Source organism: Blastococcus sp. SYSU DS0619 (assembly GCF_054051035.1).
Genome location: NZ_JBJHAM010000002.1, coordinates 180,519 through 196,701, shown reverse-complemented (window position 1 = coordinate 196,701; position 16,183 = coordinate 180,519). Strand labels below are relative to the sequence as shown.

General features: G+C 75.1%; 14 protein-coding genes. 9 read left to right on the top strand and 5 right to left on the bottom strand.

What is annotated here, in order from left to right; genetic code table 11:
* Positions 1-93: 93 nt before the first annotated feature.
* A complete protein-coding gene (locus ACI79T_RS03500) occupies positions 94-1,212 on the bottom strand; it encodes a citrate synthase 2 (RefSeq protein ID WP_456608661.1) in 1,119 nt (372 codons plus the stop codon).
* Positions 1,213-1,359: 147 nt separating this feature from the next.
* Between ACI79T_RS03500 and pdxH the strand changes: the two genes are divergently transcribed.
* Positions 1,360-2,007, top strand: a complete 648-nt coding sequence (gene pdxH, locus ACI79T_RS03495) for a pyridoxamine 5'-phosphate oxidase (RefSeq protein WP_456608660.1) — start codon at positions 1,360-1,362, stop codon at positions 2,005-2,007.
* Between the two features lie 162 nt (positions 2,008-2,169).
* Positions 2,170-3,546, top strand: a complete 1,377-nt coding sequence (locus tag ACI79T_RS03490; RefSeq protein WP_456608659.1) for an MFS transporter — start codon at positions 2,170-2,172, stop codon at positions 3,544-3,546.
* 118 nt (positions 3,547-3,664) lie between these two features.
* Here the strand turns inward: ACI79T_RS03490 and ACI79T_RS03485 are convergent, their stop codons facing one another.
* Positions 3,665-4,333, bottom strand: a complete 669-nt coding sequence (locus tag ACI79T_RS03485; protein WP_456608658.1) for a UdgX family uracil-DNA binding protein — start codon at positions 4,331-4,333, stop codon at positions 3,665-3,667.
* 144 nt (positions 4,334-4,477) lie between these two features.
* Here ACI79T_RS03485 and ACI79T_RS03480 point away from each other — a divergent pair, with 144 nt between their 5' ends.
* The 6 genes from ACI79T_RS03480 (at position 4,478) to ACI79T_RS03455 (ending at position 12,548) form a co-directional block, all read left to right on the top strand.
* A complete protein-coding gene (locus ACI79T_RS03480; protein WP_456608657.1) occupies positions 4,478-5,395 on the top strand; it encodes an ABC transporter ATP-binding protein in 918 nt (305 codons plus the stop codon).
* Positions 5,392-6,591, top strand: coding sequence for an ABC transporter permease (locus ACI79T_RS03475; RefSeq protein ID WP_456608656.1), 1,200 nt, complete (start codon positions 5,392-5,394; stop codon positions 6,589-6,591). Before ACI79T_RS03480 ends, ACI79T_RS03475 begins: the two co-directional genes overlap by 4 nt.
* A 38-nt stretch (positions 6,592-6,629) precedes the next feature.
* Positions 6,630-7,610, top strand: a complete 981-nt coding sequence (locus ACI79T_RS03470; RefSeq protein WP_456608655.1) for a TIGR03557 family F420-dependent LLM class oxidoreductase — start codon at positions 6,630-6,632, stop codon at positions 7,608-7,610.
* Between the two features lie 118 nt (positions 7,611-7,728).
* Positions 7,729-8,589, top strand: a complete 861-nt coding sequence (locus ACI79T_RS03465; RefSeq protein ID WP_456608654.1) for a tetratricopeptide repeat protein — start codon at positions 7,729-7,731, stop codon at positions 8,587-8,589.
* 52 nt (positions 8,590-8,641) lie between these two features.
* Positions 8,642-11,449, top strand: coding sequence for a phosphoenolpyruvate carboxylase (gene ppc / locus ACI79T_RS03460; protein WP_456608653.1), 2,808 nt, complete (start codon positions 8,642-8,644; stop codon positions 11,447-11,449).
* The gene (locus ACI79T_RS03455; RefSeq protein ID WP_456608652.1) at positions 11,442-12,548 is read left to right on the top strand and encodes an inositol monophosphatase family protein; all 1,107 of its coding nucleotides are present in this window, start codon (positions 11,442-11,444) and stop codon (positions 12,546-12,548) included. Before ppc ends, ACI79T_RS03455 begins: the two co-directional genes overlap by 8 nt.
* A gap of 116 nt (positions 12,549-12,664) precedes the next feature.
* Here ACI79T_RS03455 and ACI79T_RS03450 read toward each other — a convergent pair whose 3' ends face one another.
* A complete protein-coding gene (locus ACI79T_RS03450) occupies positions 12,665-14,008 on the bottom strand; it encodes an NADP oxidoreductase (RefSeq protein ID WP_456608651.1) in 1,344 nt (447 codons plus the stop codon).
* A gap of 144 nt (positions 14,009-14,152) precedes the next feature.
* Here ACI79T_RS03450 and ACI79T_RS03445 point away from each other — a divergent pair, with 144 nt between their 5' ends.
* Complete coding sequence (locus ACI79T_RS03445) at positions 14,153-14,461, top strand: putative quinol monooxygenase (RefSeq protein ID WP_456608650.1); 309 nt, start codon at positions 14,153-14,155, stop codon at positions 14,459-14,461.
* 8 nt (positions 14,462-14,469) lie between these two features.
* Here ACI79T_RS03445 and ACI79T_RS03440 read toward each other — a convergent pair whose 3' ends face one another.
* Positions 14,470-15,300, bottom strand: coding sequence for a hypothetical protein (locus ACI79T_RS03440; RefSeq protein ID WP_456608649.1), 831 nt, complete (start codon positions 15,298-15,300; stop codon positions 14,470-14,472).
* A 48-nt stretch (positions 15,301-15,348) separates the two neighbouring features.
* Positions 15,349-16,158 (bottom strand): Fpg/Nei family DNA glycosylase, encoded by an 810-nt coding sequence (locus ACI79T_RS03435; protein WP_456608648.1) that lies wholly within the window; start codon positions 16,156-16,158, stop codon positions 15,349-15,351.
* Between the last annotated feature and the right edge of the window lie 25 nt (positions 16,159-16,183).

Sequence of the window (16,183 nt, the reverse complement as noted above, 5' to 3'; positions counted from 1 at the left end):
GCCTTCCGGTTCACGTGCGTCGGGCGGAGCGCCGACGACGACGGCCCGGGTCGCGGTGTGCGGCCGGGCCGTCGTCGTCGGGTGCGGCGGTGCTCAGATCGCGGCGGCCTCGGGGTTGATGGTGTCCCAGCCCTCGACTTCCTGCGGCTTGCGGGAGTCGGGGCCCACGTAGCGGGCCGACGGGCGCACGAGGCGGCCGGTGTTCTTCTGCTCGAGGATGTGCGCGCACCAGCCGGCGGTGCGGGCACAGGTGAACATCGACGTGAACATGTGGCTCGGGACCTCGGCGAAGTCCAGGACGATGGCCGCCCAGAACTCGACGTTGGTCTCGACCGGCCGGTCGGGACGCCGCTCGCGCAGCTCCTTGAGCGCGGCGTTCTCCAGCGCCAGGGCGGCCTCGAAGCGGGGCGCACCCAGCTCCTGGGCCGAGCGGCGGAGCACGCGGGCGCGCGGGTCCTCGGCGCGGTAGACGCGGTGGCCGAAGCCCATCAACCGCTCCTTGCGGTCGAGCAGGTCCTTGACGTACTTCTCCGCGTCACCGGTCTTCTCGACGTCGTCGAGCATGTGCAGCACGCGGGAGGGGGCGCCGCCGTGCAGCGGGCCGGACATCGCGCCGATCGCACCGGACATCGCGGCGGCGACGTCGGCGCCGGTCGAGGCGATGACGCGGGCGGTGAACGTGGAGGCGTTCATGCCGTGCTCGGCGGCCGACGTCCAGTAGGCGTCGACGGCGGCGACGTGGCGGGGGTCGGGCTCGCCGCGCCAGCGCACCATGAAGCGCTCGACGATGGTGGAGGCCTCGTCGATCCGGCTCTGCGGGACGGCGGGGGTGCCGATGCCGCGGGCGGACTGGGCGACGTAGGACAGCGCCATGACGGCGGCGCGGGCCAGCTGGTCCCGGGCCTCCTCGGTGGAGATGTCCAGCAGCGGGCGGTAGCCCCAGAACGGCGCCAGCATGGCCAGGGCGGCCTGCACGTCGACGCGGACGTCGCCGCTGTGCACGGGGATCGGGAACGGCTCGGCCGGCGGCAGCCCGGGGCCGAACTTGCCGTCGACCAGCAGCGCCCAGACGTTGCCGAAGGTGACCTTGCCGACCAGGTCCTCGATGTCGACGCCGCGGTAGCGCAGCGAACCGCCGTCCTTGTCGGGTTCGGCGATCTCGGTCTCGAAGGCGATGACGCCTTCCAGGCCGGGTACGAAGTCGTCGGCCATCTCGCATGCTCCTCTGCGCGCGGACCCACGTGCGCGCAGGGGACTGGCGCACGATTGCCAGTCGACCCTAAGGCCGACGGCACCGTCCCGGCACGCGGGGGGCGGTCCGCCCGCGCTCCGGACCCTCCGCGGTGTCAGCATGACTGCGTGCCCGACCTGACCCGCATGCGCAACGACTACACCCTCGGCCGGCTGCGCGAGGACGAGCTCGCCCCCACCTGGGTCGAGCAGTTCGACCGCTGGTTCGGCGACGTCGTCGCCGCGGAGCTCCCCGAGCCCAACGCCGTCGTGGTGGCGACGGCCGACGCCGACGGCGCCCCGGACGCCCGGGTGGTGCTGATGAAGGGCTACGACGCCGCCGGCATCGTGTTCGGCACCAGCTACGCCTCGGCGAAGGGCGCGCAGCTGGCGGTCAACCCGCGGGCGGCGCTGGTCTTCCCGTGGCACGCGCTGCAGCGCCAGGTGCGGGTGACCGGCCGGGTGGAGCGGATCGGCGACGCGGCGTCCGATGCGCTGTGGGACCCGAGGCCGCGCGGCTCGCAGGTGGCCGCCGCCGCCTCGGTGCAGTCGACCGTCGTCGCCTCCCGGCAGGAGCTCGAGGAGCGCGTGCGGCGGCTGGACGCGCAGGCGCCGGAGGGCAAGCTGCCCCGGCCCGCGGAGTGGGGTGGCTACCGGGTGGTCCCGGAGCAGGTCGAGTTCTGGCAGGGCGGCGGCGACCGGCTGCACGACCGGCTGCGCTTCGTGCTCGACGAGGCGGAGGGCGGGGGCTGGATCGTCCAGCGGCTCGCCCCGTGAGCGGACAGGTGCGTGAGCATCGCAGCGAGCGCCAGCGAGCGAGGAGCGGAGCGCGCCGCGGGAGCGAACCGGTGACACCGTGAGCGGACAGGTGCGTGAGCATCGCAGCGAGCGCCAGCGAGCGAGGAGCGGAGCGCGCCGCGGGAGCGAACCGGTGACACCGTGAGCGAGCCGGTCGATCCGAACAGCCGGCGCGCCCCGGTCGACCCGGTGGATCCGGTCGAGCCGGGGCGGGGGGTGGAGGAACCGGTCCCCGAGCCGGTGCGCCGCCGGCGCGGCTGGGCGGTGGACACGACGCCGCTCCGGATCCCCGCCTACCGCCGGTTGTTCGGCGGGGTGGCCCTGACGATGATCGGCCAGCAGATGACGCTGGTCGCCGTCCCGTTCCAGGTCTACGCGCTCACCGGCGACAGCTTCTACGTGGGCGTGACGTCGCTCGTCGCGCTCGTCCCGCTGATCGTCTTCGGGCTGCTCGGCGGAGCGATCGCCGACGTCATGGACCGGCGCCGGCTGATGCTGATCAGCTCGACCGGGGCCGCGGTCACCAGCGCGCTGCTGGCGCTGCAGGCGCTGCTGCCGGGCGAGGGCCACCTCGGGCTGCTGTGGCTGCTCACCGCCTTCGTCTCCGCCTTCGCGGCGGTGAACCAGCCGGCCCGCAGCGCCGCGATCCCCGCGCTGGTCGGTACGGAGCTGGTGCCCGCGGCGAACGCCCTGGCGATGACCGTGCGCCAGGTGGGCGTGATCGCCGGGCCGCTGCTGGCCGGCGTGCTCATCGCCGCCGGCGAGCTGTTCCTCACCTACGTGATCGACGCGGTCGGCTTCCTCGTCGCGGCGCTGCTGCTCCGCGGTCTGCCGGCGCTGCCGCCCGGCGGCCGGGTCGGGGTGGTCCGGCTGGGCGCCGCGGTGCGCGGCGTCGGGGAGGGGTTCGCCTTCCTGCGGACCCAGCCGGTGCTGCTCATGACGTTCGTCGTCGACATCATCGCGATGCTCTTCGCCTGGCCGCAGGCGGTGTTCCCGGAGCTGGAGGCCACCCGCTTCGCCGGCTCGCCGAACGCCCTGGGCTGGCTGTTCGCCGGTGTCTCCATCGGCGCGCTGGTGATGGGCCTGACGTCGGGCTGGGTGTCGCGGATCGACCGGCAGGGCGCGGCCGTCCTGGTCGCCATCGTCGTCTGGGGCGTGGCCATCATCGGCTTCGGGCTGGCGTCGTCGCTGTGGCTGGCCGTCCTCTTCCTCGCGGTGGCCGGTGCGGGCGACATGGTCAGCGCGGTGCTGCGCTCGTCGATGCTGCAGCTGGCCGCGCCCGACGAGATGCGCGGCCGGATGCAGGGGGTCTTCATCGTCGTGGTCGCCGGGGGCCCGCGGCTCGGGGACCTGCGGGCCGGGGCGCTGGCCAGCGCGGCAGGGGTGACCGTGGCGATGGTCTCCGGCGGCGTCGTCGTGGTCCTCGCGATGGTCGCCGTCGCGCTGCTGGTGCCCTCGTTCTGGCTCTTCCGCGCCTCGCGGTCGACCGTCGACGCGGATCCGCGCCCGGCCGGCTGAGCGAGGCGCGGGGTCCGGCCGGGCTCGCCCGCCCCCGAGAGTGGCGAGACCGGCCGGACCCCCTCCTGCATATCCGATCCTCCCCGGTCCTACTCGCCGGTACGGGATCCGACACGGCTCAGGCGAGCGCGCGGGCGACCACCTCGAGGTCGGCGACCAGCGCGTCGTAGGCCGCCGCCCGGGCGTCGTCGGGGGTGCGCAGGATCGCCGACGGGTGCGTGGTCGCGACGATCCAGGTCTGGTGCGGGGCGTCCTCGTCGTCGTCCTCCGTCGGCGCCGGGGCGCCCGGTCGCGTCCAGGGGAGCAGCTGTCCGCGCTCGCGGGTGATGCGGAACGACGGCGAGATCAGCGCCTTGGCCGCCGTCGCCCCCAGGGCGACGACCACCTCCGGCTGCAGGACGGCGAACTCCGCGTCCAGCCACGGCCGGCAGGCCCGCAGGTGCTCCGGGCGGGGCGTCTGGTGGATCCGCCGCTTCCCCTTCACCACGTGCCCGAAGTGCTTCACGGCGTTGGTGACGTAGGTGGCGGACCGGTCGATGCCGGCGTCGGTCAGCGCCCGGTCCAGCAGCCGCCCGGCGGGGCCGACGAACGGCTCGCCCCGACGGTCCTCCTGGTCGCCGGGCTGCTCGCCGACGAACACCACCCGGGCGGTCTCGGGGCCCTCGCCGAAGACGGTCTGGGTGGTGTCCTGCCACAGCTCGCAGGCCCGGCACCCCGCGGCGGCCCCGCGCAGCTGGTCCAGCCCGGCACCGGGAGGCGGCTGCGCTCCGCCGTCGCGCTCGCTCATGCACCGATGACACCGCACCCCGGCACCGGCCGCGAGGCGGACCTGTCACACAGCGTTCACCTGCGGTTCCGGGTGCGCCCAGCCCCGTGAAGATCGTGAGGGCCGCTACGGTTCTCACGGCAGTGATCGACAGCAGGAGGACACGTGCTCGAGTTCGACGGGCTCCACAAGAGCTACGGCGACAACCAGGTGCTAGACGGCGTGAGCTTCCACGTCCGCCCGGGCTCCATGTTCGGCTTCTGCGGCTCCAACGGCGCCGGGAAGACGACGACGATGCGGATCGCCATGGGGCTGGTCGTCGCGGACGCCGGTGCGGTGCGCTGGCACGGCCGGCCGCTGGACCAGCAGCTGCGTCGCCGGGTGGGCTACATGCCCGAGGAGCGCGGGCTCTACCCGAAGATGAAGGTCGGCGAGCAGGTCACCTACTTCGCCCGGCTGCACGGCCTGGACGCCGCCGCGGCCGCCCGCGCCTCCGACGAGTGGGTGGAGCGGCTGGGCCTGGGCGCCCGCCGGGGTGACCCCGTCGAGAAGCTGTCGCTGGGCAACCAGCAGCGGGTCCAGCTCGCCGCCGCGCTGGTGAGCCGGCCGGAGGTGCTGATCCTCGACGAGCCGTTCTCCGGGCTGGACCCGGTGGGCGTCGACTCCCTGGCCGAGGCGCTGCTGGACCAGGTCCGCACCGGGGTCCCGGTGGTCTTCTCCAGCCACCAGCTCGACCTGGTCGAGCGCCTCTGCGATTCCGTCGGCATCCTCGCGCGCGGCCGGATGGTGGCCTCGGGCACCGTCGACGAGCTGCGCCGGCGCGAGGCCGGGCGGGTGCTCCGGGTCGTCGTCCCCGACGCGCCTCCCGGCTGGGCCGCCGCCGTCCCCGGTGTCCGGGTGGTCTCCGAGCAGGCGGGCGACACGCTGCTGGACCTCGCCCCCGGAACCGACGACCAGACCGTCCTGGCGGCCGCCCTGGGGACCGGCCGGGTCACGCACTTCGCGTGGCGCGAGCCGAGCCTGGTGGAGCTGTTCCGCGAGGCGGTCGCCGACCCGCGCACCGACGAGGAGGTGGCGGCGTGACCGCCCCGACCAGCACTCCGGAGAAGACGCCGGGCAGCGGCGAGCTCGTGCGGCTCGTCGCCGGCCGGGAGATCTCCACCCGCCTGCGCGACAAGAACTTCATCGTCGGCGTGGTCCTGACGGTCGTCCTGCTCGTCGGGATCCTGGGCTTCCAGGTGGCCCTCGGCTCCGGCGGCCAGGAGGGCCGGCTCGGCATCGTGGGCGACACCTCGCAGCTGGGCCCGGCCATCGAGGCGCAGGGCGCGGCCGTCGGCGTCGACGTCACGGTGGTCGAGCTCGCCGACGAGGCGGCCGCGCGGCAGGCGGTGGAGACCGAGGACGTCGACGGGGCCCTCCTCGCCGGTGCCCGCCCCGAGCTGCTGGTCAACGAGCGCGACTCGACGATGGAGGCGGTGGTGAACGCCGCGGTCACCGGCGTCGCCGTCAGCCAGCTGCTGGCCGAGGCCGGGGTCGACCTCAGCGCCGTGCCGGAGGTCGAGGTCACGGCCCTGCAGGGGGACGACGACGACCAGCAGCAGCAGCAGGTGCTGGTCGCGATCATCGGCGTCGCGATGCTCTACGGCCTGCTGATCCTGTTCGGCCAGTTCGTCGCGCAGGGCGTGGTCGAGGAGAAGTCCAGCCGCGTGGTGGAGCTGCTGCTGGCCACGATGCGCCCCTGGCAGCTGCTCGCCGGGAAGATCATCGGACTGGGTGTGCTCGGGCTGGCCCAGATCGTCCTCATCGGCGCCATCGCCGTGGGCGGGGCGCTCGCCTTCGACCTGGTCGCGGTGCCCGGCGACCTCATCGGCACCGTCGTCTCGGTCATCGCCTGGTTCATCCTCGGCTACGCCCTCTACGCGTCGATCTTCGCCATGGCGGGGTCCCTGGTCAGCCGGCAGGAGGACCTCGGCAGCGTGCTGACGCCGATGATCCTGCTGCTCGTCGTCGGGTTCTTCATCGGCATCCAGGCCGCCGCCGACCCGAGCGGCACGCTCGCCGTCGTCACCTCCTACATCCCCGGTCTCTCGCCGCTGGTCATGCCGGTCCGGCAGGCGGCGGGCGAGGCGGCGCTGTGGGAGGTCGCCCTCGCGGTCGTGCTCATGCTGATCGCCATCGCCGCGGCGGTCCGGCTGGGCGGTCGCATCTACGCGGGGGCGCTGCTGCGCACCAGCGGCAAGACCAAGCTGCGGGACGCGATGCGGGGCGGGCGCGGCTGAGCCGGTTGGACGCAACCGGGCCGGGGTAGCCGCGCGGCATGGGCATGCAGCTGGGCTACACGATGATGACCGAGCAGGCCGGGCCGAAGGACCTGGTGAGCCACGTGGTGGGCGCCGAGGAGGCCGGCTTCGACTTCGCGGTCAGCAGCGACCACTTCTTCCCGTGGCTGGACGAGATGGGGCACTCGCCGAACGCCTGGGTGACCCTCGGCGCGGCGGCGCAGGCGACCAGCCGCATCCCGCTGATGACGTACGTGACCTGCCCGACCTTCCGCTACCACCCGGCCGTGGTGGCCCAGCAGGCGGCGACGCTGCAGATCCTGTCCGGCGGCCGGTTCACCCTGGGCCTCGGCGCGGGGGAGAACCTCAACGAGCACGTCGTCGGCGCCGGCTGGCCGCCGGCCGACGTCCGGCACGAGATGATCATGGAGGCGCTGCAGATCATCAGCGACCTGTTCGACGGCGAGGGCTACACGAACTTCCGCGGCGAGCACTTCGACGTCGAGTCGGCCAAGCTCTGGGACCTGCCGGACAAGCGGGTGCCCATCGGCTTCGCGGCCGGCGGGAAGCAGGCGGCCACGATCGCCGGCGAGCTGGCCGACGTGCTGGTCGCGACCGATCCGCTCGCCGAGCTCGTCGAGGCGTTCGAGGCCGCCGGGGGTGCGGGCAAGCCGAAGGTCGCCCAGATGCCGATCAGCTACGGCACCGACAAGGCCGCCGCCGTGACCCGCGCGCACACGCTGTTCCGCTGGTTCGGCCTGGGCTGGAAGGTCAACGCGGAGCTGCCGGGGACGGCTGCCTTCGACGCCGCCGCCCAGTTCGTCCGCGAGGAGGACGTCGAGGGCAGCATCCCGTGCGGGGACGACGTCGAGGCCGTGATCGCCGGCGCCAAGGAGTACGCCGACGCCGGTTTCACCCACCTGGCCCTCGTGCAGATCGGCGGGGACCAGCAGCAGCCCTACCTCGAGTGGGCCCAGCGCGACCTCATGCCGGCCTGGCGCGAGGCGTTCGGGAGCTGACGCCGAGCCCGGGGGGACAGCTGATCGGGTGACCGGAGCCCCCCGGGCCGCTCCCTTGGGGTGAGGTTCCCGCGCAGAGGGGCGCGCGAGCGGTCGTGCCGCCGCGATCATCGGCGGCATGACCGAGGACCTGGACGGGCGGCTGCGGCGGCTGCTCGCCTCCGACGACGCCGACGCGCTGATCGACCTCGGCTGCGACCTGGCCGACGCCGGCCGGCAGGAGGACGCGGAGCACTGCTTCCGGCGCGCCTTCGACCTCGGCGACTCGGTGGCCGCCTACAACCTCGGCAACTCCCTCGCCGCCCAGAACCGCTGGTCGGAGGCGGTGGACGCCTACGAGTTCGCGCTGCGCCACGGCGAGGCCGACGCCTGGCGCAACCTCGGCCTGGTCCTGGAGGACCTCGGTGACCTGGCCGGCGCGATGCGCGCCTACCGGGGCGCCGCGGCCGCCGGGGACCTGGAGGGCGGGCTGCAGCTGGCGTTCCTCCTCCGCGAGCAGGGCGAGCGCGACCAGGCGATGGCGGTGGCCGAGGAGTTCGCCGCCGCCGGCGACGAGGAGGCGGCGGCCGTCGTCGCCTGCTGGCGGTGGTGCTCGACGCTCGACCCGGCCCTCGAGGACGCGCTCCGGGCCGGGCAGCACCACTTCCCGGCCGCCCGGGCGGACCTCGCGCACCTGCTGCGCGAGACCGGCCGCTCCGCCGAGGCCCGCTCGGTGCTCGAGCGCGGCGCCAAGCTGGGGGAGCAGGTGGCCTGGCTGCCGCTGGGCAACCTCTACCGCGAGGAGCTGGGCGACGAGGAGGCCGCCGAGGAGGCCTACCGCAGCGGGATCGCCGCCGGTGACCCGTACTGCCACCAGAACCTGGCGGTGCTCCTGGCCGACCGGGGGGACCTGGAGGGCGCCGTCGAGCAGTTCCGGCTCGGTGCCGCGGCCGGCGACCGGCTGGCCGCGCAGTGCCTGCGGGAGCTCGAGCTCGACTGATCGGCGGGGGGCGCGACACGGTCCCGTCACACGCGTCGTCGATACTCGCGGTGTGTCCGAAGCCACGGTCGACGTCGCAGATCTCCGCCACCACGGGTCCACCGGTCCCGGTGACCGCGCCGACGACGAGCCGCTGCGCGCCGATATCCGGCTGCTGGGGCGGGTCCTCGGCGAGGTGATCGGGGAGCAGGCCGGGCCCGACGTCCTCGAGCTGGTCGAGTCCACCCGGGTGGAGGCCTTCCGCATCCGCCGCTCGGAGGTCGACCGCGCCGACCTCGCCCGCCGGCTCGCCGGGCTCGACGTGCGGTCGGCCAACCACGTCATCCGCGCGTTCAGCCACTTCTCCGTGCTGGCCAACCTCGCGGAGGACATCCACCACGAGCGGCGCCGCCGGCACCACCGGCGCGCCGGCTCGCCGCCGCAGCAGGGCAGCCTGGCCGCGTCGTTCGCGCTGCTGGACGAGGCGGACATCCCGGTCGACACGGTGGCCCGCGAGCTCGCCGGCGCGCTGGTCTGCCCGGTGGTCACCGCGCACCCCACCGAGGTCCGCCGCAAGACGGTATTCCAGGTGCAGCGCCAGATCACCGAGCTGATCCGGCAGCGCGACCGTTCCGCCGAGGACGACGACGTCGACGCCGCCTGGTCCGCCCAGCTGTGGCGCTCGGTGCTCACCCTCTGGCAGACGGCGCTGCTGCGGCTGTCCCGGCTGCGGCTGCAGGACGAGATCGACGAGGCGCTGCGCTACTACGAGCTGTCGCTGTTCGACGTCGTGCCCGCCATCAACGCCGAGCTCCGGCAGGCGGTGGAGCAGCGCTGGCCGGGTGCGGGAGTGCTGCGCCGGCCGATGCTGCTGCCCGGCTCGTGGATCGGCGGCGACCGCGACGGCAACCCCTTCGTCACCGCCGAGGCGCTGCGCCGGGCCACCACCCGGCAGGCGGAGACCGCGCTGGGCCACCACCTGGCCGAGCTCGCGGCGCTGCGCAGCGAGCTGTCCATGTCCGACCGGCTGGTCACCCCGACGGCGCAGCTGTACTCGCTCGCCGAGGCCTCGCGCGACGACTCCCCGTTCCGCGCCGACGAGCCCTACCGGCGGGCGCTCACCGGGATCTCCGCGCGGCTGGCGTCCACCGCCGCCCGCGTGCTGGGCTCGGTGCCCGGCGACGGCGAGCCCGGCGGGGTGCTGCCGCCCTACGACGGCCCCGACGAGCTGCGCGCCGACCTCGACGTCGTCGACGCCTCGCTGCGCAGCCACGGCGCCGGGCCGCTGGCCGACGACCGGCTGCTGCGGCTGCGCGAAGCGGTCGAGGTCTTCGGTTTCCACCTCTGCGGCCTGGACCTGCGGCAGAACTCCGCCGTCCACGAGCAGGTCGTCGCCGAGCTGCTGGCCTGGGCCGGCGTGTGCGAGGACTACGCATCCCTCGACGAGGCGGCGCGGGTGGAGCTGCTGGCCGGGGAGCTGACGCTGCGCCGGCCGCTGGTGCGCCCCGACGCCGAGCTGTCCGAGGAGACCCGCAAGGAGCTCGACGTCCTGCTCGCCGCCGCCGAGCGGGTGGCGCTGCTCGGGCCGCGGACCATCCCGAACTACGTGATCAGCATGTGCGAGTCGGTGAGCGACGTGCTCGAGGTCGCCGTCCTGCTCAAGGAGGTCGGCCTGCTCGACCCGGCCGGCGAGGACGGCCCCACCTGCCCGGTGGGCATCTCGCCGCTGTTCGAGACGATCGACGACCTGCAGGCCGCGGCCACCACGCTCGGCGCCGTCCTCGACCAGCCGCTCTACCGGTCGCTGGTCGCCGCCCGCGGTGACGCGCAGGAGGTCATGCTCGGCTACTCCGACAGCAACAAGGACGGCGGCTACCTCGCCGCCAACTGGGCGCTGTACCGGGCCGAGCTGGACCTGGTGGAGGTCGCCCGCCGCGAGGGCATCCGGCTGCGGCTCTTCCACGGCCGCGGCGGCACCGTCGGCCGCGGGGGCGGCCCCAGCTACGAGGCGATCCGGGCCCAGCCCCCGGGTGCGGTGGCCGGCGCGCTGCGCGTCACCGAGCAGGGCGAGGTGATCGCCGCGAAGTACGCAGACCCCGACCTCGCCCGCCGCAACCTGGAGGCGCTGGTCGCCGCCACGCTGGAGTCGACCCTGCTCGACGTCGAGGGGCTCGGCGACGACGCCGACGAGGCCTACGCCGTCCTCGACGACCTCGCCGCCCGCGCCCGGCGGGCCTACGCGGAGCTGGTGCACGAGACGCCCGGGTTCGTGGAGTGGTTCCGGGCGGCGACCCCCATCGGGGAGCTGGCCGAGCTGAACATCGGCAGCCGGCCGCCCTCCCGGAAGGCCGGCAACTCCATCACCGACCTGCGGGCGATCCCCTGGGTGTTCAGCTGGTCGCAGACCCGGATCATGCTGCCCGGCTGGTACGGCACCGGCTCGGCGCTGGAGGCCTGGGTGGGCGGCTCCGACGAGCGGCTGCAGCAGCTGCGCGACCTGCACCGGCGGTGGCCGTTCTTCCGCACCGTGCTGTCCAACATGGGCATGGTGCTGGCCAAGACCGACCTGGAGCTGGCCGCCCGGTACGCCGAGCTGGTGCCCGACGAGCAGCTGCGGGCCCGGGTGTTCGACCGGATCGCCGCGGAGCACGAGCGGACCTGCCGGATGGCGCTGGCCATCACCGGCGACGACGACCTGCTGGCCGACAACCCGGCGCTGGCCCGCTCGATCCGCAACCGGTTCCCCTACCTCGAGCCGCTGCACCACCTGCAGGTGGAGATGCTGCGGCGCCGGCGGAGCGGGGAGGACGACGAGCTCACCAGCCGCAACATCCAGCTGACGATCAACGGGATCGCGACCGCACTGCGCAACAGTGGCTGAGCGCTGGTTCCTGCGCCCGCGGGCGGCCGCGGACGGCGACCTCCGGGTGGCGGTCAGCGGTGCCGACGTGCGGTCCGCGGCGCTGGCGCTGGGGCTGCCGCCCGCCGGGCTGGCGCCGGCGGTGCACGACCCCCGGCTGCGGGTGCTGCTGGGTGACGGGCAGGCCGCCCTGGTGCGGCGGCAGTGGCACCCCGACGGCTACGCCGAGGCGGTCGTCCTCCGGCGCACCGGCGTCCCGCTGGACCACCCGGCGGTGCGCGCCCTGGCCGCCGGCTGGGGCTGCGAGCGGGCCCGGCACGGCAGCACCGACCGCTGCATCGCCGTGCCGCTGCCGGGCCCCGGCGCGACCGAGGCCGACCGCTTCCGGCACCTGGCCGCGCTGGCCGCCACCCGGGTGGAGATCGCCGTGGCGCTGGCCCGCGACAGCGGCGAGGAGCGCACCAAGGGCGACGGCAGCCCGTCGATCGCCGCCGACGAGGCCGCGCACGCCGCCGCCGTCGAGGTGCTCGCACCCCTCGGGGTCACCGTGCTCAGCGAGGAGCGGCTGGACCACGTGGTCGGCCCCGGGGAGCCGTGGATCGTGCTGGACCCCCTGGACGGCACCGGCAACTTCTCCGCCGGGCTGCCGCCGTGGGCTTTCTCCGCGGCGTTGGTGCGCGACGGCGTACCGGTCGCCGGCCTGGTCGCCGATCTCGCCTCCGGGCGGCGGTGGACCGGGGTGGCCGGGGTGGGCGCCGAGCGCGACGCGGTGCCGATCTCCCCGCGGCCGGGCAGCACCGTGGTGGTGCCCAGCGGCCCCGGCGGCGGGGCGGTCGCCGTCCCCTCGACGGCGCGGCGGGTACGCATCACCGGCTGCACCGCCGTCGACCTGTGCCTGGTGGCCGACGGTGCGGCCGCGGCCTGGCACGACCTGGACCGGGCCGGTACCCACGTGCACGACGTCGCCGGTGGGCTGGCGGTGCTGCTCGCCGTCGGCGGGGTGGCGCTCACCGACGCGGGGGAGCCGCTGCGGCTGGACCCGGACACCGAGGGGCTGATCCGGTTCGTGGCGGCCGCGGACGACGCGGTGGCCCGGGAGCTCATCGCCGCCGTCGGGTAGCGCGGCACCCCGGCAGCTGCCGGGCGATGTGCGCCGGGGGCGCGTTCGTCGGCCGCGAGCACGCCATGGACGCACATCGCTCCCGGGTGCGGGGCTCCGTCCGCGGCACCCCGGGGTCAGCGGGCGGTGGCGGCCCGGATGGCGGCCATGAGCGCCTCCCGTTCGTGCAGCGTGGTCCGCGCCCGGCCGCGGGTGGCGCCCAGCGCCTGCTCGGCGGCGTCGATCGCCCGCCAGTCGTCGAGCAGCACCGGCTCGGCGCCGCGCGCCAGCAGGGTGTGCACCAGGTCGTCGACCGGGCCGCGCACGCGCAGCGTCCCGTCCGCGGCGTCGGCCAGGAGCCCGGCGACGGTCTCCCGCGCGTCGTGCTTGTTGTGACCGACCACGCCGCTCGGCCCGCGCTTGATCCACCCGGCGACGTACTCGCCGGCCGAGGGCCGGCCGTCGCGCAGCACCCTCCCGGTGCCGTCGTGCGGCACGGTGCCGGTGCGCTGGTCGACCGGCAGCCCGGGCAGCGGCGTCCCGAGGTAGCCCACCGACCGCACCACCAGGTCGGCCGGGAGCACCTCGAACCGGCCGGTGCCGATCGCCCGGCCGTCCCCGTCGACGGCGGTGCGCTCCACCTCCACGCCGGTCACCCGGTCGGTGCCCAGCAGCCGCACCGGCCGCGAGTAGAAGCGCAGCCGGAGCCGGGTGCGCCCCGGCTCGGGCTCGTGGTGCGACCAGTCCCGCAGCACCGCGAGGTTGCGGGTGGCGTTCCGGTCGGTGGCCGCGCGCGCCTCGGCGTCGGCGTCGAGCTCGAGGTCGGCGGGGTCGACCAGCACCGTGGCCGCGGCCAGCCCGCCGAGCTCGCGCAGCTCCTGGGTGGTGAACGTCGCCTGCGCCGGCCCGCGGCGACCCAGCACGGTCACCTCCTGCACCGGCGCGGCGGCCAGGACGTCGATGACGTGCTGGGGCATGTCGGTGGGCTCGAGCTCCTCGGCGGTGCGGGCGAGGATCCGCCCGACGTCGAGCGCGACGTTGCCCACGCCGATCACCAGGGCCGACCGGACGCCGGCCAGGGCCGCCTCCACGGTGGCGCGGTCGGCGTCGGGGTGCCCGGTGTACCAGGACACGACGTCGGTGGCGGGCAGGCTGCCGGGGAGGTCCTCGCCCTCGATGCCCAGGTGCCGGTCGAGCGCGGCGCCGTAGGTGTAGATCACGGCGTCGACGTGCTCCCGGAGATCGGTCAGCGAGAGGTCGGTGCCGACCTCCACGTTGCCGACGAACCGGACCAGCGGGTGGTCGAGGCTGCGGTGCAGGGTGTCGCGGATGGCCCGCATCTTCGGGTGGTCGGGCGCGATCCCATGGCGGACCAGGCCGAACGGCGTCGGCAGCCGGTCGATCAGGTCGATCGCGACGGGGATCTCGCTCTGCCGGGTCAGCGCGTCCGCGGCGTAGATGCCCGCGGGGCCGGCGCCCACGACGGCCACCCGCAACGGATGGCCGGTGGTCGGGGGAGGGGGAACGCCGTCATCCACCACGACTGGCATCCTGACCCGGCCGGGGCCGCTCCACCAGAGCAACCGCCCGGGTCGTTCCGTTTCCCGCTCCTCCAGGAGGCCCCCGTGTCCGTCGTCGTCGTCGCCACCATCACCCCGAAGCCCGACGAGGTGGATGCCGTCCGCGAGGCGATCCTCGCCGCCGTGCCGAAGGTGCACGCGGAGCCCGGCTGCGAGCTGTACGCGCTGCACGAGGCCGAGGGGGTCTTCGTGATGGTGGAGCGGTGGGAGAGCCCCGACGCGCTGCGGACGCACGGCAAGGCCGAGGCCCTCACCACCCTGGGTGCGGCGCTGGCCGGCAAGCTGGCCGCCCCGCTGGACGTGAAGCGGCTCGCCGCCGTCCCGGCCGGGGACGCGGACAAGGGCGCGATCTAATCCCGGCCTCAGCGGCAGGCGTGGTCGTGGTCGAGGTCGTCCTCGATGTACTGGACCATCGTCACGCTGCCGCGGGGCACCAGCGGGTCGTCGCCGCAGGTCTCGCGCGCGTCCGCGCGGTCGGCGGCGCCGGCCAGCCAGCTGTCGAGGCCGGCCAGGTTGCTGCCCGTCGGCACGTCGCCGACGATCCGGCCCCACTGGTAGCCCGTCGAGTACAGCCCCACCCGGCCGTCCCGGTCGGTGAGGTACTCGGTCATGCCCTCGAGGGTTGCCCGGTTGCGCTCCAGAGCGTCCTCGGACCCGGACTGCCAGGTGTTCATGGTCTCGACGTCCAGCCACCAGGTGTAGTGCTCGGGCCGGCTGTCCAGCTGCACCGCGCGGGCGGCGGGGCGGAAGAACGACTGGACGCTGGTGCGCGCCCGCTCCCAGCCGTACTGCCAGCTGCAGGCCATCGTGTTGCCGCCGTCGCACTCGCCGTAGGGCGTGTCGCCGGCGGACGGCCACGTGGTGACCAGGCTGCGCACCTGACCGGGGTTGGCGGTGTTGAGGTACAGCTGCAGCGCCGGCTGACCGGGCACGTCGCCCGTCGAGCCGGCCGCCCATTCCAGCTGCTCGGACAGGCAGGGGTTGGTCCGCGTGGCCAGGCCGCCGTTGACCCCGACGACGGCGAACGCGGCGTCCTCGGGCAGGTCGGTGCCGCACTGCGGGTGGGAGACGTCGTAGCCGACGGTGCGCACCCGGTCGTCCCGCTCGGCGGGCGCGGCCGAGGCCGCGGCGGGGATGCCGACCAGGCCGGCCACCGCGGTCACCGTGATCGCCCAACGTGACCGGTGCCTCATCCTTCCCGACGGTACACGCGGGGTGGAGCGGCGAGGCGGCGCCGCAGGTCAGGCGGCCTGGCAGACCGGGCACCAGTAGAGATTGCGCCCGACCATCACCTGGGTGCGGATCTCGGTGCCGCAGAGCCGGCACGGCAGACCGGTGCGCCGGTAGACGTAGTGCGCGTCCTCCCGCCGCACCGCGCCGCTGCGGCGGGAGCGGTCCTCGGGCCGGGTGGTGACGATGCGGCCCATCCGGACGCCCGCCCGCAGCAGCGTGACCAGGTCCCGCCACACCGCGCCCCACAGCTCGGCGTCGATCTGCCGGCCGGGGCGGAACGGCGAGATGCCGTGCCGGAAGAGCACCTCGGCCCGGTACACGTTGCCGACGCCGGCCAGCACCGACTGGTCCATGAGCAGGGCGCCGACGGCCGTGCGGCTGCCGGCGATCCGCCGGTGCGCGACCGTGCCGTCGGCGCCGGGGCGCAGCGGATCGGGGCCCAGCCGGTCGAGGATCCGGTCCACCTCGGGCGCGGCCAGCACCTCGCAGGCGGTGGGGCCGCGCAGGTCGGTCCACACCCCGGCGCCGTCCGGACCGTCGGCCTCCCAGCGCATCCGCAGCGCCCCCTTGGCCGGGGGCGGCGCACCGGCGCCGGTGGTGAAGCTGCCGTAGAGGCCCAGGTGCACGTGCAGGCTGTCGCCGCCGAAGCGGGCGAACAGGTGCTTGCCGTAGGAGAACACCTCGTCCAGCACGCGGCCGTCGAGCAGGCGCGCGCCGGCGTCGAAGCGGCCCTGGGGACTGCTGACGTGCACCGGCCGGCCGGCGAACAGCAGCTGCTGCTCCCGCGCCAGGCGGAACAGGGTGTGGCCCTCGGGCATCCGCGCAGCCTAGGGGCCGCCGCGC